The 21,764-nt window shown below is 64.2% G+C and carries 23 protein-coding genes; 17 read left to right on the forward strand and 6 right to left on the reverse strand.

Going from position 1 to position 21,764, the window contains the following annotated elements:
• Positions 1-43 precede the first annotated feature (43 nt).
• Both ACL02S_RS15325 and ACL02S_RS15330 read left to right on the forward strand, forming a co-directional pair.
• Entirely contained in the window at positions 44-340 is a 297-nt protein-coding gene (locus ACL02S_RS15325) for a hypothetical protein (RefSeq protein WP_412803086.1), read from the forward strand.
• A 170-nt stretch (positions 341-510) separates the two neighbouring features.
• Positions 511-1,818: an AIM24 family protein gene (locus tag ACL02S_RS15330; protein ID WP_412803087.1), complete on the forward strand. Its 1,308-nt coding sequence runs from the start codon at positions 511-513 to the stop codon at positions 1,816-1,818.
• A 35-nt stretch (positions 1,819-1,853) separates the two neighbouring features.
• On the opposite strand, the gene ACL02S_RS15335 is transcribed toward ACL02S_RS15330, so the two are convergent.
• On the reverse strand, positions 1,854-2,363 hold the full coding sequence (locus tag ACL02S_RS15335) for a mycothiol transferase (RefSeq protein ID WP_412803088.1): 510 nt from the start codon (positions 2,361-2,363) through the stop codon (positions 1,854-1,856).
• A 131-nt stretch (positions 2,364-2,494) separates the two neighbouring features.
• On the opposite strand from ACL02S_RS15335, the gene ACL02S_RS15340 reads away from it, so the two are divergent.
• The 9 genes from ACL02S_RS15340 to ACL02S_RS15380 all read left to right on the forward strand — a co-directional run bounded on the left by ACL02S_RS15340 (position 2,495) and on the right by ACL02S_RS15380 (position 10,806).
• Positions 2,495-3,700, forward strand: a complete 1,206-nt coding sequence (locus tag ACL02S_RS15340; RefSeq protein WP_412803089.1) for a helix-turn-helix domain-containing protein — start codon at positions 2,495-2,497, stop codon at positions 3,698-3,700.
• A gap of 126 nt (positions 3,701-3,826) precedes the next feature.
• Positions 3,827-5,344 (forward strand): aldehyde dehydrogenase, encoded by a 1,518-nt coding sequence (gene adh / locus ACL02S_RS15345; RefSeq protein WP_412803090.1) that lies wholly within the window; start codon positions 3,827-3,829, stop codon positions 5,342-5,344.
• Positions 5,344-5,745, forward strand: coding sequence for a DUF779 domain-containing protein (locus ACL02S_RS15350; protein WP_412803091.1), 402 nt, complete (start codon positions 5,344-5,346; stop codon positions 5,743-5,745). The genes adh and ACL02S_RS15350 overlap by 1 nt, the downstream gene beginning before the upstream one ends.
• Before the next feature lie 226 nt (positions 5,746-5,971).
• Positions 5,972-6,964 (forward strand): LLM class flavin-dependent oxidoreductase, encoded by a 993-nt coding sequence (locus tag ACL02S_RS15355; RefSeq protein ID WP_412803092.1) that lies wholly within the window; start codon positions 5,972-5,974, stop codon positions 6,962-6,964.
• A gap of 125 nt (positions 6,965-7,089) precedes the next feature.
• Positions 7,090-7,884 (forward strand): M50 family metallopeptidase, encoded by a 795-nt coding sequence (locus ACL02S_RS15360; protein WP_412803093.1) that lies wholly within the window; start codon positions 7,090-7,092, stop codon positions 7,882-7,884.
• Positions 7,885-7,917: 33 nt separating this feature from the next.
• Positions 7,918-8,838: an LLM class F420-dependent oxidoreductase gene (locus tag ACL02S_RS15365; RefSeq protein WP_412803094.1), complete on the forward strand. Its 921-nt coding sequence runs from the start codon at positions 7,918-7,920 to the stop codon at positions 8,836-8,838.
• 92 nt (positions 8,839-8,930) lie between these two features.
• Positions 8,931-9,377, forward strand: a complete 447-nt coding sequence (locus tag ACL02S_RS15370) for a MarR family winged helix-turn-helix transcriptional regulator (protein ID WP_412803095.1) — start codon at positions 8,931-8,933, stop codon at positions 9,375-9,377.
• A gap of 2 nt (positions 9,378-9,379) precedes the next feature.
• Positions 9,380-9,802 (forward strand): organic hydroperoxide resistance protein, encoded by a 423-nt coding sequence (locus ACL02S_RS15375; protein WP_412803096.1) that lies wholly within the window; start codon positions 9,380-9,382, stop codon positions 9,800-9,802.
• A 17-nt stretch (positions 9,803-9,819) separates the two neighbouring features.
• A complete protein-coding gene (locus ACL02S_RS15380; RefSeq protein WP_412803097.1) occupies positions 9,820-10,806 on the forward strand; it encodes a zinc-binding dehydrogenase in 987 nt (328 codons plus the stop codon).
• Here the strand turns inward: ACL02S_RS15380 and ACL02S_RS15385 are convergent.
• On the reverse strand, positions 10,794-12,353 hold the full coding sequence (locus ACL02S_RS15385) for a phytoene desaturase family protein (protein ID WP_412803098.1): 1,560 nt from the start codon (positions 12,351-12,353) through the stop codon (positions 10,794-10,796). The genes ACL02S_RS15380 and ACL02S_RS15385 overlap by 13 nt on opposite strands.
• Before the next feature lie 180 nt (positions 12,354-12,533).
• Between ACL02S_RS15385 and ACL02S_RS15390 the strand changes: the two genes are divergently transcribed.
• Both ACL02S_RS15390 and ACL02S_RS15395 read left to right on the forward strand, forming a co-directional pair.
• Positions 12,534-13,931, forward strand: coding sequence for an amidase (locus tag ACL02S_RS15390; RefSeq protein WP_412803099.1), 1,398 nt, complete (start codon positions 12,534-12,536; stop codon positions 13,929-13,931).
• A gap of 75 nt (positions 13,932-14,006) precedes the next feature.
• Entirely contained in the window at positions 14,007-14,519 is a 513-nt protein-coding gene (locus ACL02S_RS15395) for an Lrp/AsnC family transcriptional regulator (protein ID WP_412803100.1), read from the forward strand.
• A gap of 21 nt (positions 14,520-14,540) precedes the next feature.
• Here the strand turns inward: ACL02S_RS15395 and ald are convergent, their stop codons facing one another.
• The gene (ald, locus tag ACL02S_RS15400) at positions 14,541-15,647 is read right to left on the reverse strand and encodes an alanine dehydrogenase (protein ID WP_412803101.1); all 1,107 of its coding nucleotides are present in this window, start codon (positions 15,645-15,647) and stop codon (positions 14,541-14,543) included.
• A gap of 500 nt (positions 15,648-16,147) precedes the next feature.
• Here ald and ACL02S_RS15405 point away from each other — a divergent pair, with 500 nt between their 5' ends.
• Complete coding sequence (locus ACL02S_RS15405) at positions 16,148-17,365, forward strand: MFS transporter (protein WP_412803102.1); 1,218 nt, start codon at positions 16,148-16,150, stop codon at positions 17,363-17,365.
• A 26-nt stretch (positions 17,366-17,391) separates the two neighbouring features.
• Here ACL02S_RS15405 and ACL02S_RS15410 read toward each other — a convergent pair whose 3' ends face one another.
• Both ACL02S_RS15410 and ACL02S_RS15415 read right to left on the reverse strand, forming a co-directional pair.
• Positions 17,392-17,823, reverse strand: coding sequence for a nitroreductase/quinone reductase family protein (locus ACL02S_RS15410; RefSeq protein WP_412803103.1), 432 nt, complete (start codon positions 17,821-17,823; stop codon positions 17,392-17,394).
• Positions 17,824-17,969: 146 nt separating this feature from the next.
• On the reverse strand, positions 17,970-18,377 hold the full coding sequence (locus tag ACL02S_RS15415) for a TIGR03668 family PPOX class F420-dependent oxidoreductase (RefSeq protein ID WP_503129063.1): 408 nt from the start codon (positions 18,375-18,377) through the stop codon (positions 17,970-17,972).
• A gap of 172 nt (positions 18,378-18,549) precedes the next feature.
• Here ACL02S_RS15415 and ACL02S_RS15420 point away from each other — a divergent pair, with 172 nt between their 5' ends.
• From ACL02S_RS15420 to ACL02S_RS15430, 3 genes are all read left to right on the forward strand, one after another.
• Positions 18,550-18,966, forward strand: a complete 417-nt coding sequence (locus ACL02S_RS15420) for a hypothetical protein (protein ID WP_412803105.1) — start codon at positions 18,550-18,552, stop codon at positions 18,964-18,966.
• A gap of 194 nt (positions 18,967-19,160) precedes the next feature.
• Positions 19,161-19,559 carry an NUDIX hydrolase gene (locus ACL02S_RS15425; protein ID WP_412803106.1) on the forward strand — a complete coding sequence of 133 codons (399 nt, stop codon included), beginning with the start codon at positions 19,161-19,163 and terminating at the stop codon, positions 19,557-19,559.
• Between the two features lie 312 nt (positions 19,560-19,871).
• Positions 19,872-20,417, forward strand: coding sequence for an OmpA family protein (locus tag ACL02S_RS15430; RefSeq protein ID WP_412803107.1), 546 nt, complete (start codon positions 19,872-19,874; stop codon positions 20,415-20,417).
• 116 nt (positions 20,418-20,533) lie between these two features.
• Here ACL02S_RS15430 and ACL02S_RS15435 read toward each other — a convergent pair whose 3' ends face one another.
• The gene (locus ACL02S_RS15435; protein WP_412803108.1) at positions 20,534-21,763 is read right to left on the reverse strand and encodes a cytochrome P450 family protein; all 1,230 of its coding nucleotides are present in this window, start codon (positions 21,761-21,763) and stop codon (positions 20,534-20,536) included.
• Between the last annotated feature and the right edge of the window lies 1 nt (position 21,764).

Consider the following 21,764-nt stretch of genomic DNA (forward strand, 5'->3'; position numbering starts at 1 on the left):
GAATCACCGGAACAGCGCATCCTTGGAGCTACCGTTTTCGATCATGGACGACATCGAATTGCAGCCACCGAGCGTCGCCTCCGCCAAGCACACCGGCCTGATCCTGGACGTCGCTTCCCTCGACATCCACAATCCCCTCGCCGGCCCCGGCGAGATCACCTACCCGTACATCCGCTGCACCGATCACCGAGTCCTGCGGCTACCTGAGCCATTGCACCAGTGGGCGACCGAAACCATAGCGCTCAACCACGCCAAACGTGCCGTCGGCGCGCCGCCGATATTCCCCGGGCAGATCGAGTTCGGCATCCTCGACGGCACCATGTACGCCGAGGTGCTCTGAACAGCGGCGCATCCGGATCCGGACCCGCTCGTACCGAATCGGCACCGGGAACACCTGATCAGCGGACCGGCTGCGCCGAGCCGGTAGCGCACCTCCAGGACGCAGGACACACTGGAGGCCGTGAATCGTATGTCTTCTCCTCGGCGTACACCCGCGTTGGACGACCTGCTATGACCGAACTCGCTCGGGGAGAGAACCGCCCCACACCGGACAACCGGCTGGCGGTCACTGTCACCTGCTCGGCTCCTGTCGACGTCTCCGCGCTGTTGTTGAACCAAGCGGGCACCGTACGTTCCGATGCCGATTTCGTATTCTTCAACCAGCCCGCGGGGCCAGGGATCACCTATCGACACGGCCGAGGCGCAGGCGATGTAGTCGATATTCGGACCGATGCTCTGCCCGGTGATATCGACCGGGTGGTGGTCACCGCGAGCCTGGACGGCAGCGGACCGCCCACATTCGCGACCGTCGGCTCGCTGCGCGCGACCATCGCGTCCGCTTCCGGCACGCTGATCTTTCCGATGACCGAGCTCAGCACCGAAACCGCCGTGGTGTGCGTGGAGATCTATCGCCGTGGCGGCGGGTGGAAAGTCCGAGCGGTCGGTCAAGGCTATGACAACGGCCTCGCCGGTATCGCGACAGCATTCGGCGTGAATATCGATGACAACCCTGCGGAGGACCGACCAGCGCCGACTCCGGCCCCAGCACCGATACCAGCACCACAGCAAGGAGCGCTGCCGATGCACAGCGAACTGTTCGCCCCCAGCCATGCCGAAGTCACCGGCGCCGGTATCCAGAAGCAGGGCGGCAAAATGATCAAGGTCGCTGTCACCAGCGAGGTCATGGTTCGCGCAGGCTCGATGGTCGCCTACCAGGGCGACCTGCAATTCCAGGCACTCGGCTCCGGTGGTATCGGCCGGGCGATCCAGCAGCGGCTGACCGGTGAGGGCGTCCCACTGATGCGGGTATCCGGCCGTGGTGATCTTTTCGTCGCCAATGGCGCCACCGAGGTGCACACTATCGATCTGGACGGTACCGACGGCCTGACCATCAACGGCGCCAACGTGCTCGCCTTCGATCCGACCCTGCGATACGACATCAGAATGGTGCAGGGCGCCGCGGGATTCGCAAGCAATGCCGGGCTCTTCAACTGTGTCTTCACCGGTTCCGGCCGCATCGCCATCAGCACCAATGGCACACCGGTGGTCCTCGATGTCGATCAGCCGACCTACGCCGATCCGCAGGCCGCGGTGGCCTGGTCGTCGAGCCTGCAGACCGGAATCAAACGCAACGACTCCTTCGGCCTCGGCCGACTCATAGGTCGCAGCACCGGCGAGGGAATGACGTTGTCGTTCTCCGGCCGCGGCTTCGTCATCGTGCAGCCCTCCGAGCTGCCACCCGGCGGTCTCATCGGTGGCACCGGCGGCGGACAGGAGGCAGGCCAGAGCGGCGGTATGCTCGGCGGGTTGTTCAGATAGCTCCGGTTTTCGGATAGCTTCGGCCTGCTGTACGCTCACCCGATTCGTTCGATCACACCACGCACGAAGGCGGCTTGCCCGGCATGCTGCAGATCATCGTCGAGCACGCTGACCAACCGCACGCCCAGCGTTACCGGCGGGTCCCATCGGGTGTCGACGATGCGTTCGAGGTCGTGTTCCCGCAATGTCCGGATGAACCGCAGCGTCTGCTCGTGCACCGCATCGTAATAGCCGGTCAGCAACCCGGCAGAGGCTCGGAGGACGGCGACATCGGCAGGGAGGTCACCGTAGCCGGTCGCCCTCTTGTCGATAGGCAGATCGAACCGGTGGTACCAGCCCTGTGCGGTCCAGACCTGCTCACTCTCGGCCACCGCTGCGATGTGGTCGTCCTGTACCCGGGTCAGATGCCAGACCAGCCATGCGATCGAGTTGGCACCCGGATCGATTCGGTGACGAAGATGCTCCTCACTCAGTCCGTCCACCGCCCCGTGCACGGTTTCCTTGATCCGCGTATAGGCCTCGATCAGCACATCGGCACTAGTCATCGTCGACTCCTCTCTCGGTGTCCGATATCCCCGCAGTACCGAGCACGCCGAAACGGAATACCCCGCCCACTCTGTGAGGCATGATAAGAGGGCACACAGACAAATCGGATCGACGACACAGGATCCGCGAGATGGCACTGCGCAGTTCCCTCTCGCAGCAACGCGCTGCACTAGAACAAGAGTGGTCCCGATGGATTCCCACCGGAACACCACAGCATGATTCCGCCGTGCGCGGTGAGGTCGCCCAGTCCTGGCTACGGTCGCTACCCACCGTCGATCCGGCGCGCGAGTACGCACCCCCCGCCACTGCCGATGTGGCCGCTCGCTGGGCCGAATCCCCTTTGTGCGCACCGGTATCCGAGCTCAGCGGCCAGCTGCGCGGCATTACCGAGGAGGCGGGCTTCGTCGCGGCGATCACCGACGAAACGGGCACCATTCTGTGGTCACACGGCAGTCCGATCATGCGACGCCGCGCCGAGCGGGTGAACTTCGCCCCCGGCGGCCGATGGGACGAAGCGCATATGGGCACCAACGCGTTGTCACTGGCCCTGCGCACCGAACAACCACATACCGTGTTCTCCGCCGAACATCTGGTGGCTGTCCTGCACGGCTGGGTCTGTTACTGCGCACCGATCCACGCGATGGACGGGCGGCAACTCGGTGTGCTCGATCTGTCCACCACCTGGGACCGCGCCCATCCGTTGGCCATGTCCACGGTCACCGCTCTGGTCACTGCCATCGAAACCGCCATGCGCCACCGGATAGACGCACCACGGGAAAGCAGGCTGACCTGTCTCGGCGGCGGCCGATTGACCCGTGGCGGCGCACCCGTGCGGTTACGTCCCCGGCACGTGGAGATCCTGACCCTGCTGGCGCTGGAGCCCGAGGGCTTCACCCACGAACGTCTGCACTTCGCGGTATACGGGGATCGCCCGGTCGGCACGAGCACCCTCAAATCCGAGATGTCCTATCTGCGGCGTGCGACCGGCGGTGATATCACCAGCCGGGTCTATCGGCTGCTGAGCCCGCTGTCGTGTGATGCGGTCGAGGTACTCGCCGCGCTGGCGGCAGGCGACACCACCACGGCTGTCGAGCTGTATCGCGGACCCTTGCTCCCCACATCGCATACCCCGGGAATCGTGCAGTGGCGTGCGCATCTAGAGGTCGGTGTGCGCACCGCGGTGCTCTCCAGCGGGATCGCCGAGCACGCGCTGCGCTACGGCGAGCGCGCGCCCGACGACGTCGAGATCCACGAACACGCGCTCCGCCTGTTACCCCCGGATGACGGCAGACGTGCCCTCGCCGCGGCCCGGCTGCACAGTGCGCTCCGAAGTTGAATTCCCTGGTGTCATCCCGCGTCGTGCGTCTCAACGTTTCCTCAACCCACACACGGCATAGTGATTCACATCACGACGGAATAGCCGGGCGCCGCGCGCCCGCAACCACTCGAGGAGTCATCCGCCATGAACTACGCAAAGCCGGGAACCGAAGGTAGCCTCGTCGAATTCGCCACGCGCTACGAGAATTTCATCGGCGGCGAATGGACCGCTCCCGTCGAGGGCCGCTACTTCGAGAATCCCTCCCCCGTGGACGGGCAGACATTCTGCGAGGTGGCCCGCTCCTCGGCCGCCGATATCGATCTCGCCCTCGATGCCGCGCACCGAGCGGCCGACTCGTGGGGCGCCACCCCGGCCGCCGAACGCGCCACCGTGCTCAACAAGATCGCCGACCGGATCGAGGACAACCTCGAGTCGCTGGCAGTCGCCGAGACCTGGGAGAACGGGAAACCGATCCGCGAATCGCTGGCTGCCGACCTGCCACTGGCAGTCGATCACTTCCGCTACTTCGCCGGGGTGCTGCGCGCCCAAGAGGGCAGTATCAGCGAGGTCGACGCAGACACCATCGCGTATCACTTCCACGAGCCGCTCGGAGTGGTCGGGCAGATCATTCCGTGGAACTTCCCTATCTTGATGGCCACCTGGAAGCTGGCGCCCGCACTGGCCGCGGGAAACGCGGTGGTGCTCAAGCCTGCGGAACAGACTCCGGCCTCGATCTTGAAGGTGGTCGAACTGGTCGCCGATCTGCTGCCGCCCGGCGTGCTCAATGTGGTCAACGGCTTCGGTGTCGAAGCAGGTAAACCACTGGCGAGCAGCCCGAGGGTAGCCAAAGTCGCCTTCACCGGTGAGACCACAACCGGCAGGCTGATCATGCAGTACGCCAGTGAGAACATCATTCCGGTCACCCTGGAACTCGGCGGGAAGAGCCCCAATATCTTCCTGCCCGATGTCATGGCCGCCGACGATGCCTTCTTGGACAAAGCCGTAGAGGGCTTCGTGATGTTCGCGCTCAACCAGGGCGAGGTGTGCACGTGTCCCTCCCGCGCATTGATCCACTCGTCGATCTACGACGAGTTCATGGCCAGGTGCATCGAGCGGACCGAGGCGATCCAGAGTGGCGACCCCCTGGACGAGGACACCATGATCGGCGCCCAGGCCAGCAATGACCAATACGAGAAGATCATGTCCTACATCGATATCGGTCGCGGAGAAGGTGCGCAGGTACTCACCGGCGGTGGTCCGCGCAAGGTCGCGGAATACCCCGACGGCTACTACGTGGAGCCGACGATCTTCCGAGGGAACAACGATATGCGGATCTTCCAGGAGGAGATCTTCGGACCGGTGGTATCGGTGACCACATTCGACTCCACCGATGAGGCGCTGAAGCTCGCCAACGAGACCCTCTACGGCCTCGGTGCCGGGGTGTGGACGCGGGATATCAACGCCGCCTACCGGCTCGGCAGGCAGATCAAGGCGGGCCGGGTCTGGACCAATTGCTATCACGCCTACCCCGCACACGCCGCCTTCGGTGGCTACAAGAAATCCGGTATCGGACGCGAGAATCACCGCATGATGCTCGACCACTACCAGCAGACCAAGAACCTGCTGGTCAGTTACTCGACGGATAAGCTCGGTTTCTTCTGATGTCCGATCCGGTCCGCCGCGTCGAGCTCACCGAGCGGGCAGCGGCGTTGCTACGCACGCTGATCGAGCAGCACGGCCCGGTGATGTTCCATCAGTCCGGCGGCTGCTGTGACGGCAGCTCACCGATGTGCTACCCCCGTGGCGAGTTCCGGGTCGGCGCGGCCGATGTGCTGCTCGGGCAGCTAGAGGGAGACACTCCGTTCTGGATGAGCGCGGACCAGTACGAGTACTGGCGGCACACCCGGCTCACCGTCGATGTGGTGCCTGGACGGGGCAGCGGGTTCTCCCTGGAGGCGCCCGAGGGGGTGCGTTTCCTGATTCGCTCACGGTTGCTCACCGATGAGGAACTGGCGGTTCTCGCCGCGACGCCGCCACGCACCGGGGCGGATCCGTCCCCCTGACCGGGGCCGGACGAGTCGAGGAGACAACCGATACGGCTGCCCATCGAGTCATCACCTCGGTGGGCAGCGCACCCACACTACACGCACTACCCAGTACGAAATGCAGCGAAAGTCCAGCACCGGACAAGCGGCACGGTATGCGGCGATCACGCAGATCGGGGCGGCTGAGAAATACCCAGGGCCCGCCAGACGTTGCGCCGGAGGTTCGATACTTCCGAGGAGGGCCATGATCGACGTCCCGTTGTCCGTATTGGATCTCGCGCCGGTACAGTCCGGCCACACCGCAGGGGAGGCGCTCGACGCGACCACCGAGCTGGCCCGGCGCACCGAAGCTCTTGGCTATCGGCGCTTCTGGGTCGCCGAGCACCACAATATGCCCGGCATCGCCAGCTCGGCGCCGAGCGTATTGCTGGCCCACTTGGCGGCCGCCACCTCGACCATCCGGGTGGGTTCCGGTGGTGTCATGCTGCCCAACCACGCGCCGCTGGTGGTCGCCGAGCAGTTCGGCACTCTGCACGCCCTGCATCCCGGACGTATCGACCTGGGCATCGGACGAGCGCCGGGTACCGATCAGGCGACCGCCCGCGCACTACGGCGGACCGAGAACGGATTGTCGGCGGAGTCCTTCCCGCAAGAGCTGTCCGCATTGCTCGGCTATTTCCGCGGCGCCGATCCCGGTGGCATCGCCGCGACGCCGGGACGCGGCGAGGAACCCGAAATCTGGCTGCTCGGCTCCAGCGGATACAGCGCGCAGGTTGCCGCGGTACTCGGCCTGCCGTTCGCGTTCGCACACCACATCAGCCCGGACAACACCGAGCCCGCACTCGCGCTCTATCGCGAGCACTTCCGGCCTTCGCAATGGCTGGCCCATCCGCACACCATGGTGGCGGTCGCCGCGATCTGCGCCGACACCGATGAACGCGCCGAAACTCTCGCAGGCCCCCGCGATCTGGCCTTCCTGAATCTGGTACGAGGCACGCCGCGGGCACTGCCTACCCCGGAGGAAGCCGCCGCGTTCCAACCTTCGGCGCATGAGCGCGCATTCATCCAGCAGCGCAGAGCCGGGCAGCTGCTCGGCGCACCGGATACCGTGCGTGACCAGCTCTCCGAGCTGCTACGGCGCACCGAGGCCGATGAGCTGATGATCAATACGCTGGTCTACGATCTCGACGACCGGGCCCGCTCATTCGAACTGCTGCGGGAGAAAGTCTCGGTCTGAAGCCCCGCGAGCAGTGCGATGGCGGACCGGAGTACGCGCTCTTTCCTGCCTCGGCAGGAAAGAGCTGAACCGGTCAGGACCACGGTGCGCCGGACACAACGCTTGCGGATGGTTACAGTGCGGCGGTGGATAGAGCGGAATTCGCCGAGCGCGGTGCGGCCATCGCCGATCGACTGCTGACCCCCCAAGCGCAACCACCGTGGTGGCTGGTGGCAGCGGCCGCGGTGGCAGCGCTCATACTGGTGGGCTATCGCCCGATCTGGCGGCTTACCCGCAATATCGTCACCATCGCGCATGAAGGCGGGCATGCGCTGGTGGCACTCCTGACCGGCAGGAAACTCACCGGTATCCGCGTGCACTCGGATACTTCGGGTCTCACCGTGTCGAGTGGAAAACCCTACGGTCTCGGGATGATCCTCACCACCATGGCCGGCTATCCGGCGCCATCTCTACTGGGGCTCGGGTTCGCCGCACTACTCGGGGCGAGTCGGATCACGCTGCTGCTCTGGACCGCTATCGTGCTGCTCGCCGCACTGTTGGTCAAGATCAGGAATATCTACGGTGCCTGCACAGTGCTCGCCCTCGGGACAACGGTCTTCCTCGTGTCCTGGTTCGGGGCCGATACGCTGCAGGCGGGTTTCGCGTATCTGGGTACCTGGTTCCTGCTGTTCGCCGGGACACGGCCGATCGTGGAACTGCAACGCGGACGGTCCAGGCAGCAGCGTTCCCCGTATCCAGGGATCGATTCCGACGCCGATCAGCTCGCTCGGCTCACCCGGCTGCCCGGACTGCTGTGGGTTTTCGTATTCGGCGCGATCGCGATCGGCGCGCTGCTGCTCGGCACGGGATTACTCGTCGCCGATATCGACGGGATCTGCCTATCCGACTCGTTCCTCGGCTCCTGTTCCACCACGCGCTGACCACCGCGGCCGCACAGCGGGCAGGATGTTCCTATGGAACTACGCATCTTCACCGAACCGCAACAGGGCGCTAGTTATGACACCTTGCTGGCCGTCGCGAAAGCCACCGAGGAGTTGGGCTTCGACGCGTTCTTCCGCTCTGATCACTACCTGGCCATGGGCAGCTCCGACGGCCTGCCCGGGCCTACCGACGCCTGGATAACACTGGCCGGACTGGCCAGGGAAACCCAGCGGATTCGGTTGGGCACGCTCGTCACCGCCGCGACCTTCCGGCTACCCGGTCCGCTGGCCATCCAAGTGGCACAGGTGGACCAGATGTCCGGCGGACGGGTGGAACTCGGCCTCGGCACCGGCTGGTTCGCCGAGGAACACGCCGCGTACGGCATCCCCTTCCCTGTCGACAAATTCGCCAGGCTGGAGGAACAGCTGGCGATCATCACCGGGCTGTGGGCAACCGAACCCGGTGACACCTTCAGTTACACCGGCAAGCATTATCAGCTCACCGACTCCCCCGCACTGCCCAAGCCGAAACAGCATCCGGTGCCGCTGCTGCTCGGCGGCCTCGGGACCACCCGAACCCCGCGGCTGGCCGCGCAATACGCGACCGAGTTCAACATCCCGTTCGCGTCGGTCGAGGACAGCGCGCGGCAGTTCGATCGGGTCCGTGCCGCCGCGACGGCACGCGGCCGTGCTGCCGACGATCTGATCTACTCCAATGCCTTGGTGGTCTGTGTCGGCGCAACCGAAGCCGAGGTGGCGCGACGAGCCGAAGCGATCGGCCGCGATGCGGCGGAGCTGAAGAGCAACGGCCTGGCCGGCTCGCCCGCCGAAGTGGTCGACAAGATCGGCGCATACGCCGAGATCGGCTCTCGACGCATCTATCTGCAGCTATTGGATCTGACCGATCTCGACCATCTGGAGCTGATCGCCGCGCAGGTGCTACCACAACTCTGAGTCGCCGCCGCGTGGTTGCTGTCATCATGGTGTGACCAGCGCCACTCACAATTATATTGTGCAAAATATAATTGACTACTACATTCATTCGAGTGACCAACCGACTCGCCCTCGATGAGCAACTGTGCTTTACGCTCTACGCGGCATCCCGGGCCATGACCGCGGTCTATCGCCCCAAGCTGAAGCAGCTCGGGCTCACCTATCCGCAGTACCTGGTGATGCTGACCCTGTGGGAACGCGACGGACGTAGCGTCGGCGACCTCTGCCACACCCTCCACCTGGACTCCGGCACGCTCTCCCCGCTACTCAAGCGACTGGAGGCAGCCGGCCTGATCGAGCGACGGCGAGCCACCGACGATGAACGTCGCGTCGATATCCAGCTCACCGACCGTGGACGCGCACTCCACGCCGAGACCGACTGCATCCCGGCCGAGATAGCCGAGGCCGTCGGAATGCCACCGGAGGAGTTCCTTCCGGTGCGCGACACCCTGCAGCGACTCACACAGTCACTGCTGTCCCATCTGAACGAAGGAGAATAGCCATGCAGATCCTCTACACCGCCGAAGCCCTTGCCAGCGGCGACGGCCGCAACGGGCACGCACGCACCACCGACGGCAAGGTCGATGTGGATCTGTCGACCCCCAAGGAGATGGGTGGCGACGGTGTAGGCACCAACCCCGAACAGCTGTTCGCGGCGGGCTACGCGGCGTGCTTCCATTCGGCACTGCGCTTGGTCGGCAAACAAGCCAAGGCGAACATCGATGATTCCGCGGTCGGCGCGAAGGTCGGTATCGGCCCGAACGATGCAGGTGGCTTCGGTCTGGCGGTTACCCTGGAAGTATCGCTTCCTCATCTGTCCAAGGAGGATGCCCGAGCACTCGCTGACAAGGCACATGAGGTGTGCCCCTATTCCAACGCGACCCGCGGCAATATCGACGTCGAGGTTCTCCTCGCGGAGGACTGATCGGAGAAGGAGTGGATATGCGCGCCATCGCCTTCGAGCAATACGGCGAACCGAGGGACGTGCTCACCATCGCCGAGCGAACGGTGGCAGAACCCGGGCCGGGCGAAGTGCAGGTCGCGCTTATCCTCTCACCGATCCACCACCACGATCTGGAGATCGTACGCGGCCTCTACGGATATAAACCCGCACTGCCCGCCGTCCCAGGCACCGAAGCACTCGTCCGGATCACAGCGGTAGGTCCCGGCGTCACCCACCTGTCGGTCGGTCAACGTGGAGCGCTCAACCGAGATCAACATGTATGGGCCGAACGCTTCGTGTGCCCCGCCTGGCGGGTGGTCGCGGTGCCGGACTCGGTTCCCGACGAGACCGCGGCCCAGGTACTCCTCATGCCATGGAGCGCGAGAGCGCTGGTCGATCACCTCGATCTGCGGGCAGGCGACTGGCTGATGATCAACGCCGCCAACGGTGCGGTCGGTAAGCTGGTCAATCTGTTCGCGCGGCGGCGCGGTCTACACGTACTCAACCTCGTGCGCAGGCCCGCCGCCGTCGCGGCGATGCATGAACTCGGATACGACCCGGCACTCGACACCGAAAACCCGGACTGGATGGACCAGGTCGAGGCCGCGACATCGGGCGCGTTGATCACCCGAGCCATCGATCAGTTGGGCGGTCGCGCCGCGGACGAGGAGTTGGCGCTGCTCGCACCTGGCGGTCGCATAACCTCCTTCGGCCAGCTGACGGGCGAGCCGATGTCGATCAACTCCGGCACCCTCATCTTCAAAAACGCTGTGGTCGACGGATTCTGGGTCAACAAGTCGAACGCGAAGCTCGGCCGAACACGAATCATCCAGATGGCAGAGGAACTGATCGAACTCGCAGCCCGGGGTGGGTTGCGGAGTGATTTCGAAGCCGTATATCCGCTGGAGGATGTGGCCGAGGCAGTGGTCGCCGCCGAGGCCTCCGGCCGCAATGCCAAAATCGCGCTGTGCGCTCAGCCCTCCTGAACGAGGTCCAGTACTGCCATCGCGGCATTGTGTCCTGGGATACCGCTGACCCCGCCGCCCCGAATCGCCCCGGCACCACACAGGAATATGTTGCGATGGCCGGTCGACACACCCCATCCGACAGCTGGGTCGGCCGGATCGACCTCCTCAGGGAGATAGGGAAAAGCCAGATCGCGATGGAAGATATGCCCACCGGGTAAGCCGATCTCGTGCTCGAGTTCGAGTGGAGTCACGGCCTCCAGACAGGGCTCGCCATGCTCGTCGGTAGCCAAACAGTCGACGATAGGTTCGGCTAAAACCGAATCCACTTGCGCTAATGTCGCTTTCACCGCCTCTGCCTTCGCTCGCTCCGGATCGGCGGCGAACAATTCCGCTCGGGTGTGCAGACCGAACAACGTGAGGGTGTGCGTGCCTTGTGCGGCCAAGTCCGGCGCCAGAATCGTCGGATCGGTCAACGTATGACAATAGATTTCGGCAGGCGGCGCGGACGGAACACGACCGGCCACCGCCTCACCATAAGCTCGATTCAGCTGTCCGTACGACTCGCCGATGTGAAAGGTCCCGGCAAACGCCTCGGATGAATCGACCTCGGTGTCCCGCAAGCGGGGTAACCGGCGCAGCAGCATGTTCATCTTCAGCTGCGCACCCTCCGGCTTCGGGGGCAGTGGCTCACCGAGCAACTCCGCGAGCAGATATGGCGCGGCGTTCATCAGCACATAGCGTGCGCCGACCTTACCGTCGGGAAATTCCACTTCCGCTGTATTTCCATCGGTTCCGATTCTCGTCACCGCACATTCGGTGACGATCTGCGCACCTGCCGAACGCGCGGCCGTGACCAGTGCGTCGGTCAATGCGCCCATACCACCGATCGGTACATCCCATTGCCCGGTACCTCCGCCGATCACGTGATAGAGAAAGCAACGATTCTGTCGCAGTGTCGGATCGTGCGCGTGGGTGAAGGTACCGATCAACGCGTCGGTGAGCACCACACCACGCACGATGTCGTTGGCGAAGACCGACTCGATCGTCTCCCCGAGGGGCCGCTCGAAGAGCGCTTCCCAGATCATCGGATCGGCGACGATTCCCCGCAACTCGGTCTCGGACGGCAGTGGCTGCGTCAACGTCGGGAACACCCGGCGGGCCATATCGCCGATGGCGCCATAGAACCGCTGCCACGCGAGAAACTCCCGATCCGAACCGGTGAGCCGCGCGAAGCTCGCCTCGGTCCGTGCCTGCTCCGCGGAAATCAGCAGCCCTCCCGCACCGACCGGAGTATAGGACGAGACCGACCTACGCCGAGTCGCGAACCGCAGCCCGAGATCGTCCATGATCGACTGCGGTAGCAAACTCACAAGATACGAATACCGTGACAAGCGCGCATCGATACCGGCGAAGACTCGGGCCGATACCGCGGCACCGCCTACCTGCCGCTGCCGTTCCAGTACCAATACCGACTGCCCGGCTCTGGCCAGATACGCGGCGGCCACCAAACCATTGTGACCACCACCGACAATCACGACGTCATAGCGAGAACGAGCCGGAACCATACGTCTTCCGTAGCACAGATCCGGTACCAGCGGATACCGAGCGATCCGAAGTGATACCGGCCCGACACCACACCTCCAGGTGGCCAGAGCGAGAAAGGTTTCCCGGCAGTCCGGTTATCGCCACAGACAGCGATATTTCGGGCTACGGTGACTCCCAGGTGCCGGAGGGAGCAGTGGCGGATGGATCAGCACGAGGTCGTCTCGTTGGGAATATGTGAGCAGCGTGAGCTATTGGCGCGAGGAACTGTCTCGGCGCAGCAGCTCATCGAGGAGACCCTCGACAAAATCGATGCCGCCGAGGAGCTCGGTGCCTTCACCCGGGTGCTGCGCGAAGAAGCCAAGGCAGCGGCCGTCGAACGCGATCGGGAGCGTGCCGCGGGTGGTGCTGTGGGTCCCTTGCACGGTATTCCGATCGCGGTGAAAGACGAATACGACGTCGCGGGGGTGGTGACCACCTTCGGTACCCGCGCGAATTCGACGCCGGCGGCGGCGGATGCCGAAATGGTGCGCAGGCTGCGCGCGGCAGGCGCGATCATCATCGGGAAGACCGCGATGTCGGAGTTCGGACAGTGGCCGTTCACCGAGAGCACCACCTTCGGAACGACTCGCAATCCATGGAGTCCTGCCCACTCCCCCGGCGGGTCGAGCGGTGGTTCGGCCGCCGCGGTGGCTGCTGGACTTGTCCCCGCCGCGATCGGTGGCGACGGCGGCGGCTCGATCCGGATTCCGTCGGCATGCTGTGGGTTGTTCGGCCTCAAACCGCAACGCGGGCGGGTGCCGATGGCCCCGAACAAACATCTGTGGGGGGCATTGGGTGTCGCCGGACCGCTCACCCGCGGTGTGCTCGACTCGGCTGTCGTCTACGACGTCCTTCGCGGCAGCAGCCCCACCGATCGGTTCAAGGCGCCGGACCCGGCGATATCGTTCGAGGCGGCGGCCCGCGAACCGGCTCGGCCACTGCGGATCGGCTACAGCATGAAACCTTCCGCGTCGCTGGTGAAACTCGATCCGATACATGCGCGGGCTGTCCGCGAGACCGCGGCTCTCCTCCAGGACCTGGGGCATACCGTAGTGGAAACAGATCCGGACTACCCTGACTCCACCTCCGCGTTCTTTCCGCAGTTCTACGCCAGTGTGCGTGCCGAAGTAGCCGAGATGGACCATCCGGAGCTGGTCGAACGCCGTACCAGACAAACAGCCGCGCTGGGTGTGTGGGCACGCGACCGCATTGTCGAATGGGCGATACGCCGGGGAGAAACGCTGGCACACAGGGTCGATCAGATCTTCACTGAGTACGATCTGTTGCTCACTCCGACTATCGCGATGCGCCCGCCGCTGCTGGGAGTACTCGACGGAGTGAACACAATACGCGCCCAGCTCGCCTCCCTTCCGATGGTCGCCTATACCGCGCTGTGGAACGTCACCGGGCATCCGGCAGCCGCCCTGCCTGCCGGTATCGGGGAGGATGGCCTCCCTTTGTCGGTTCAGCTGGTCGGTCCTGCGAACGGTGAGACCACAATCCTCCCGGTAGCCGCACAACTCGAGCAGGCACGCCCATACCCTCGACTACACGCATGATCCCGTCACCTAATCAATCGAAGAACATTCATAGAAATACCCGGTCCAACGAAAGAAGTTCGCTACTGTCAACTTATGCGCAGGAACGACGCCACGGGCAATATTGCCGCGCCCGGCCACTCACCCGCTGAGACCGTGCTCGACGATATCGACCGGACCCTGCTGGAACATCTGGCCAGAGATGGGCGCATGACGAATAATGCCCTGGCCGCCGCCGCGGGGATCGCGCCTTCGACCTGTCTGGGACGGGTGCGGGCATTGGTGCAACACGGTGTCATTCGCGGATTCCATGCCGATATCGACCCGGCGGCGCTCGGTCACAGCTTGCAGGCCATGATCGCGGTACGCCTACGCGCGAGCGCCCGCAGGCAACTGGCCCAGTTCGGCGAGCACATATCGGCGCTGGAGGGTGTGCTCAACGTGTACTTCATCGCAGGCGCCGACGACTACCTGGTGCATGTCGCCACCGCGAACACCGACGAACTGCGCGTATTCGTACTGAATCACCTCAGTGACCACCCAGCGGTCGCCTCGACCGAGACCATCCTCATCTTCGAGCATATGCGTCCCCGATCGGGCACCCCCTGACGAGCACTGCCACCGGAAACCTCATATCACCGGACTGTGCGTCGGATAGTCGTGTGCCAGGGCCACCGCCTCCGACAGCAACGCACCGTGATGGGTACTCAACCCCGCGGCCAAACCGGGATCAGCGGCTACCGCACCACGCCATCCGCGCTCCGCGAGCGAGACGACGTACGGCAATGTGGCGTTGGTGAGTGCGATCGTCGAGGTATGCGGCACCGCACCCGGCATATTCGCCACACAGTAAAATATCGCCTCGTGTACTCGGTAGACCGGTTCCGTGTGTGTGGTCGGCCGCGAGTCCGCGAAACAACCACCTTGGTCGATCGCGATATCGACGAGCACGGCACCCGGCTTCATCTGCGTGACGAGGTCATGAGACACCAGGGTCGGCGCCTTGGCGCCCGGCACCAGCACCGCCCCGATCACCAGATCCGCCTCTCGTACCGCGACCTCGACTTCGAGCCTATTGGGCATGATCGTGCGCACCTGACCGCCGTATTGCGCATCGATCTCGCGTAGCTTCGCGATGTTCAGGTCCAGAACAGTGACCTCAGCGCGCATACCGTGCGCCACCGCTATCGAGTTGCCACCCGCGACGCCCCCGCCGAGCACGGTGACCTTGGCAGGCCTTGTGCCTGGCACGCCACCCATCAGCACCCCACGTCCACCGGCACTGCGCATCAGGTGATAGGCACCCGCCTGCACGGCCAACCTGCCCGCGACCTCGCTCATCGGCGCGAGCAATGGCAACGAGCCGTCGCGACCGGTCACCGTTTCATAGGCGATGGCCGTGCTACCCGCGGCCAGCAATGCGTCGGTGCACTCCCGCGACGCGGCCAAGTGCAGATAGGTGAACAACACCTGATCCGCGCGCAACCGCCCGTACTCCTCGGGCACCGGCTCCTTCACTTTGAGTATCAGATCGGCGGTTGCCCAGACTTCGTCGGGGGTGTCGAGTATGCGCGCACCCATGACGGTGTACGCCTCGTCCGGAAAAGCCGAACCACGCCCTGCCCCTGCCTCGAGATACACCTCATGGCCACGCGAGACGAGTTCGTGTACGCCGGCAGGCGTACACGCGACGCGATACTCGTGATTTTTGACCTCGCGGGGGATTCCGATTCTCACCTGCACTCCGATCGTCGGTGGACGACTACACAATTTGTCCGGAATGATTCGCGGCTATCCGAGATTATGAATTTAATACGATAAAGTATCTATAAAAATGAATATAATTCATGCAAACGCCTGATAAGCAGCACAGTATGCGAAAAACTTGAGGTATTCGGGCCGTACTCCGCAACATCTTCGATACCGGCCACTCCGATCGGACCGCTCAGCTCGGCTGCCTCGGCAGGATGACCTGCGCAATCCCTAGAATGCACCTTATGGCAGGTTCGTCGGCACAACACCGTTAGCGTGGCAATGCGGCCCCTCCGCTCCGGTGCGCCGGTCTGCGAGGAGCTGATCAACGAGTACGAGAGCTTCCCCGTACCCGGCACATCGCACCGGTCTGCGCAGGCCGTTTTCCCTCGCCCTGACACCGAAAAACGGGGACAGCGGCGCCCTCGGCACAACACAGTGGCCGAGAATCCGCCCGGCGATCGACCGGAACCACGAAGACAGTGATGGCGCAGCTCGCGACTACCGCACCCCCTGGCTCGATCAGTTGGTCCCGCTGGGGAGGCGTCGCCGCCGCGATGTTCTCGGTAGCCTGGGGCGGAAACGAATTCACCCCGCTGCTGGTGATGTACAAGAGCAACGGGCTGGCAGCGACCACAGTGGATCTGCTGCTGTTCTCCTATACGCTCGGCATCGTACCCGCATTGCTCATCGGCGGCCCGATGTCGGATCGCTACGGCCGTCGCATGCTGCTGCGACCGGCACCACTGATCGGCATGACCGGATCACTGATGTTGGCGTTCGGGCACGAGGCGGTGCTCTTGATGTCGGCGGGGCGAGTGCTGTGCGGTGCCGCACTCGGATTGGTGATGGCCGTGGGTAGCAGCTGGCTGAAGGAACTGTCGCAACCGCCATATGGACCGAACCTTCCCGCAGGCACCGGGGCACGTCGCTCGGCGATGAGCCTCACCGCCGGTTTCGCGAGCGGCGCGGGTTGCGCAGGGGTACTCGCGGAATGGGCGCCGTGGCCGAACACACTGGCGTACCTGATCAACGCCGGACTCTGTCTGATCGCCGCCGTATGGGTCAGATACGCGCCGGAAACCCGCCGGCCACAGCAGAACCATTGGCGGCTCCGTGATTGTCTATGGATTCCCGCTGCCGCGCACCGGCGCTTTCGCACGGTGGCCATTCCTATCGCGCTGTGGCCGTTCACCTCCGCCGCGACGGCGTATGTGGTACTGCCCTCTCTCATGGCACCGCGGATGCGCACCGCGCCGATCGCGTTCTCCGCCATGGTCAGCGTTATTACGCTGAGCTGTGGATTCGCCATCCAATTCGTAGCACGCAGAATCGACAAGCCCGGCACCGCACGAGCTGCCGCGGTATCACTGGCCATCATCACCTCGGGGATGCTCCTGGCGGCGGTGGCCTCCGACATCCTGACGCTGTGGGCGACGACAGCCACCGCCGTTGTGCTCGGCGCGGGCTATGGCATCGATATGGTGGCCGGACTGCGCGAGATCGAACGCATCGCCAACCCCGACGATTTGGCCAGGCTGACCGCAATGTTCTATTCGACCGGCTACCTGGGCTTGGGCGTCCCCGCGCTGCTGTCATTCCTGCATCAGAGCTTCGGTGTCGGCTATCCGGTGATGTTCGGTGTTGTCGCGCTGGCGGCGGCCGGGTGCCTGACCCTGGTATTACGCAACTATCGAGTCTGACCCGTACCGGACCGCCGACGAGCCATTCAGTTCTTCGGCGTCAGCAATACCAACGGAATCTCCCGCGTGGTCTTCTCCTGATAACCGGCATAGCCCGAGTAGGCGCTGGTGACTCGCGGCCACAATGTCGCCCGCTCTTCGGCGGTGGCCACCCGAGCCGTCATGGGCACCTTCGGGCCACTGCGTACCGAGACGACAACATCCGGATTGTCGCGCACATTCAGAAACCATGCCGGATGGATGTGATCGCCTCCGCGTGAAGCAACGACGACGTAGGTGTCACCATCAATGATCGGAGCGGTGAGCATGACCGAATGCGGTCGCCCGGATTTACGCCCGATGGTCGTCAGCTCGAGTGATGGCATACCCGCGATCCGATCGCCCAGCTTTCCGAAGCTGATCTTCAGCAAGGCACGATGCGCCGCGTTCATTACCTTCAGCCTGAAATTCGAAGGCATAACCATCCTCACAGTCGTCTCTACACATAACCCGGCGCGGCAGTTCCGTCTCCGGGACCCGGCCACTCGGACTGTACCGGATATACACCCTGGTGCCCTGGCCCGCGAATGCGGTTACGCTCGAACGGAATCCCCCAGCTCGGCACTCAACGCGCGGACCATCCCGACCACCGCGTGACATCGATGGCGATCACCGGCCCCGGCGGCGGCTGGTCCCTATATACCGGGTAGCGGTCGGTCAAGCGCCGCTTCGCGGTATCGGCCTCGGCCGCATCGGCGATGCGCGCGTTACCGTCGGCCCGTGCCCACCACAGGCGGGTCCAGTCGTCGCTGTAGTAGTCGGCCAATACGGCGACTGCCGGGTTGGCCGCGATATCGGCCAACCGGCGCAGTGCGGTGGTGGTCTTCGGCTTCGCGTCGACACTGGTGTAGATCACCTCGCCGACGACGGCGAACACAATCGGAACCAGGCGTGGACGCGCCTCGGCCGAGACAGTCGCCAACCGCGCGACGGTACTGTTCCCGAATCGCTCGCGGGCCTCCGCAGAACTCAATCGCACACAGTCCTCCTCGATGTCGGTACTCGGGGAACCAGGGCTCGAGCCCGTTCCCTCCCCTAGGCAACCGGACATTTGCCATGAAATCACGGTGATCGACTGCTACCACGCTACGGTCGAGTGCATGTTTGGCCCCTCAACAGGCAATATCGCCAGAAGGAAGGCGGTCGTGGACATCGATATCGCAACCCGGCTGAACCTAGCGTTCGAGATGTGGGAGCGTGCGCACGGGCGCCCGCTGGCCGACGACACGGTCACATCATGGTTGGCCGCCGCCGGGTACGACCTGGCACCCGGCTACCTGGCGCAGGTACGTAGCGGACAGGCCACCGCACTCCCCGAGCAAGCCCGTGCCGGGCTCGCTCACGTTTTCGGGCTCGACCCCAGCTATTTCGGTTTCGACCCCGGCTCCGATCAGGCCGCGGACGCGGACGTAATCGCGCATCTGGACAACTCGGCCCTGCGCCGTCTCGGACAAGCCGTCGACGGCCTCTCCTTACGTACCCTGCTCTACCTGGAGTCCTTCGCTGATCTTCTCCGTCAAGCCGACGGGCTGCCGCCCCGCGAACAAACAGCGCAACTCTGATCGACCAGTCCAGCGGATCGGTTTCGGCCCCCCGGCTCCAGTAGTCCGGCGGGCCGACCTCACTTCCGTCCACCGCGGCGGCACCACCTCACCATCCGGTACACCCTGCCGAATCCGCCGCGGCGGCCGGGTCCCGGAGCACCACCTCGATATCGGCTTTCCTGCTGAGATATCCGGCCCGATACAGTGGGCCGGTGATTCGCACAGCCGCGTTGGCCCATATCCGGGATCGGCGCCTGTTACAGACACGTTCGATCGGTAAAGATGTCTTCTACATGGCCGGCGGCAAGATCGACCCAGGGGAAACACCCGAGGACGCGTTACACCGTGAGGTGCGCGAAGAACTCGATGTCGGCGTGGTATCGCTCGGCGAACTCGGAGTATTCCAAGCAGTGGCATACGGGCATTCCCCGGACACCCGGCTGCATATGACCTGCTTCACCGCAGAACTCGATGGTGAGCCGCGACCGGCGGGCGAGATCGCCGAGCTGCGTTACTTCACCGTGAGTGAGTACGCTGCCATGGACCATATCGCTCCCGGCTCGATGCTGGTCTTTCGCAGACTCCATGAACTCGGCGTGATCGACTGGTAAGGCACGAAAAACGCCCGCGGTAGCCACTGATCACCGTACCGGCCGTGATGCGGATCGCGCCGAACACGTCGACTGCCGCGAAAGCCGAGACAAAGCACGGCAGGCTGGGCCGCGAAAGCCGAGCGACCGCGAAACAGCACACCGGGCGACGGACCTGTGCGAGGATCGGTACCGGCACCAGCGATCGGCGTGCGCACGCGGATCATCCGCCGGGGTTCGATCCGGCGAGCTGCCGATAATCCCGAGCAGCTGACTCCAGGCAACGTAGTGAATGACGCGAACAGGATTCTCCACCACGTACAGGAGAGGCAGATGATATCCACCAGAAGCGTCAGTGGAATCGCCGTTACGACAGCCGTACTGCTCATGACCGCGGCATGCGGATCCGACAGCGACACCGAATCGACGGCCACGATCACCTCGACGACCACGACCACTAAAAGCGCGGATGATCAACGCAGCAGTGCCGCCACGACAACCTCCTCTGTCGTGAGCTCTGCCCTGAACACCGCGCAGCAGATGATCCAGGACGCGATCAACGCGGCACTGGCCGCGGCACCCATCACCTTCGACAGCGGCAGTTCCGACCTCAGCACAGCGGATGTCGCCGCCATCAGAGCGGTCGCGCTCACCCTGAAGGGGAACGACGCCAAGATAGAGGTCAAGACCTACGCCGAGGATTCGGACAGTGATACCGCCGACGCGCTGGCCGAGGCCCGTGGCAACAACATCATGAACGAACTCGAATCCGCTGGAGTCGACAAGGAAAGAATCAGCGTAAAGGCCGAGGGAAACCCGGACACATCAGATGATGTTCAGGTGGACGAGGCAGACGTCTCGGTGGTCCCCGAAGAATAGGTTATCGCCGAATAGCCGGCCACCCGTACCCCTCACCCCGAGCATGCCGAGCCGGATACTACCGCTGTGGGCGCCCACGACCGGGTGGCCGCAGGCGCCCGCAGCGGTAACGAGCTCTAGTCCGTCGGCTCCAAGTAAACCGGCAGCCTGGCATGGCCGTTGGAGATGAAACTGGATACGGTGCCGAGTTCGGCGGGGTCGGCGGCCAGACGCATATTCGGGAAGCGCTGGAAGATACCCGGCAAGGCGATCTCGGCTTCCAACCGGGCCAATGGCGCTCCCAGGCAGTGATGCGCCCCGTAACCGAAGGCCAGATGCTCTTTGCTCGGCCTACGTGGATCGAATTCATCTGCGGTCGGGCCGTGTAGTTTCGGATCGCGGTTGGCCGCGGCGTAGGAGGCGAGGATCGGCTCCCCCTTGGCGATCCGGATACCATCGATCTCGATATCGTCGACAGCGAAGCGCAGCGGCAAATGCGCCACCGGCGATTCGAACCGCAGGGTCTCCTCGATCAGATCGGTCCATGGCACCTGCCCCGAGGTCACCTCACCGCGCTGGTCGGCGCGGGTCAGCAGCGCGAAAATCGCCTGGTCGAGCAGGTTCACCGTGGTCTCGTGCCCAGCGCTGATCACGAGCAACAGCGTATCGATCAGCTCCTGTTCGGTCAGCTGCGCGCCATCGTCCTCGGCACGGTATGAGATCAACAGGCTGGTCATATCGTCGCCAGGCTCCGCACGGCGGTGGGCGACGAGTTCCCCGAGGATCCGGTACATCTCCATATAGTTGGCCTGCGACTCCTCAGGGCTGAGCGAGGTGTCGAAGATACCGTCGACGCAGGTGCGCAAGCCGGCGTTCAGAGATTCCGGAACACCCATCAGCGCGCTGATGACCTGGATCGGCAGCGGGTAGGCGAATCCCTCCCGCAGGTCTACCACCTCACCCGCGGGCGTCGCCGCGAGCTCGTCGAGCAGATTCGTGGTGATCTGCTCGACCATCGGCCGCATCGCCTGGGTACGGCGGTGCGTGAAAGCGGGCGCGACCAGCTTGCGCAGTCTGCGATGATCGGCGCCATAAGCGGTGAACATGTTGTTCACCGCCACCCACAGGAACAGCGGCCAATCCTGAGGAATCTCCCCGTTGATGAACTCGGGCCAGTGCTGCTTGGCATCTTTCGACACCCTCGAGTCGGCCAGCAGCTGCTTGAGGATGCCCGCATCGGTGACCGACCAGGCCTTGACACCACCGGGCAGCTCGACAAGCGTGATCGGCCCCCGCTCACGGAGGCGAGCGGACTCACCTTGGATATCGGTACCCATCGGGTCGAGCACCAGGGGTTGTAGGTCCATG

It is taken from the genome of Nocardia spongicola, assembly GCF_047200775.1.
Lineage (GTDB): Bacteria > Actinomycetota > Actinomycetes > Mycobacteriales > Mycobacteriaceae > Nocardia.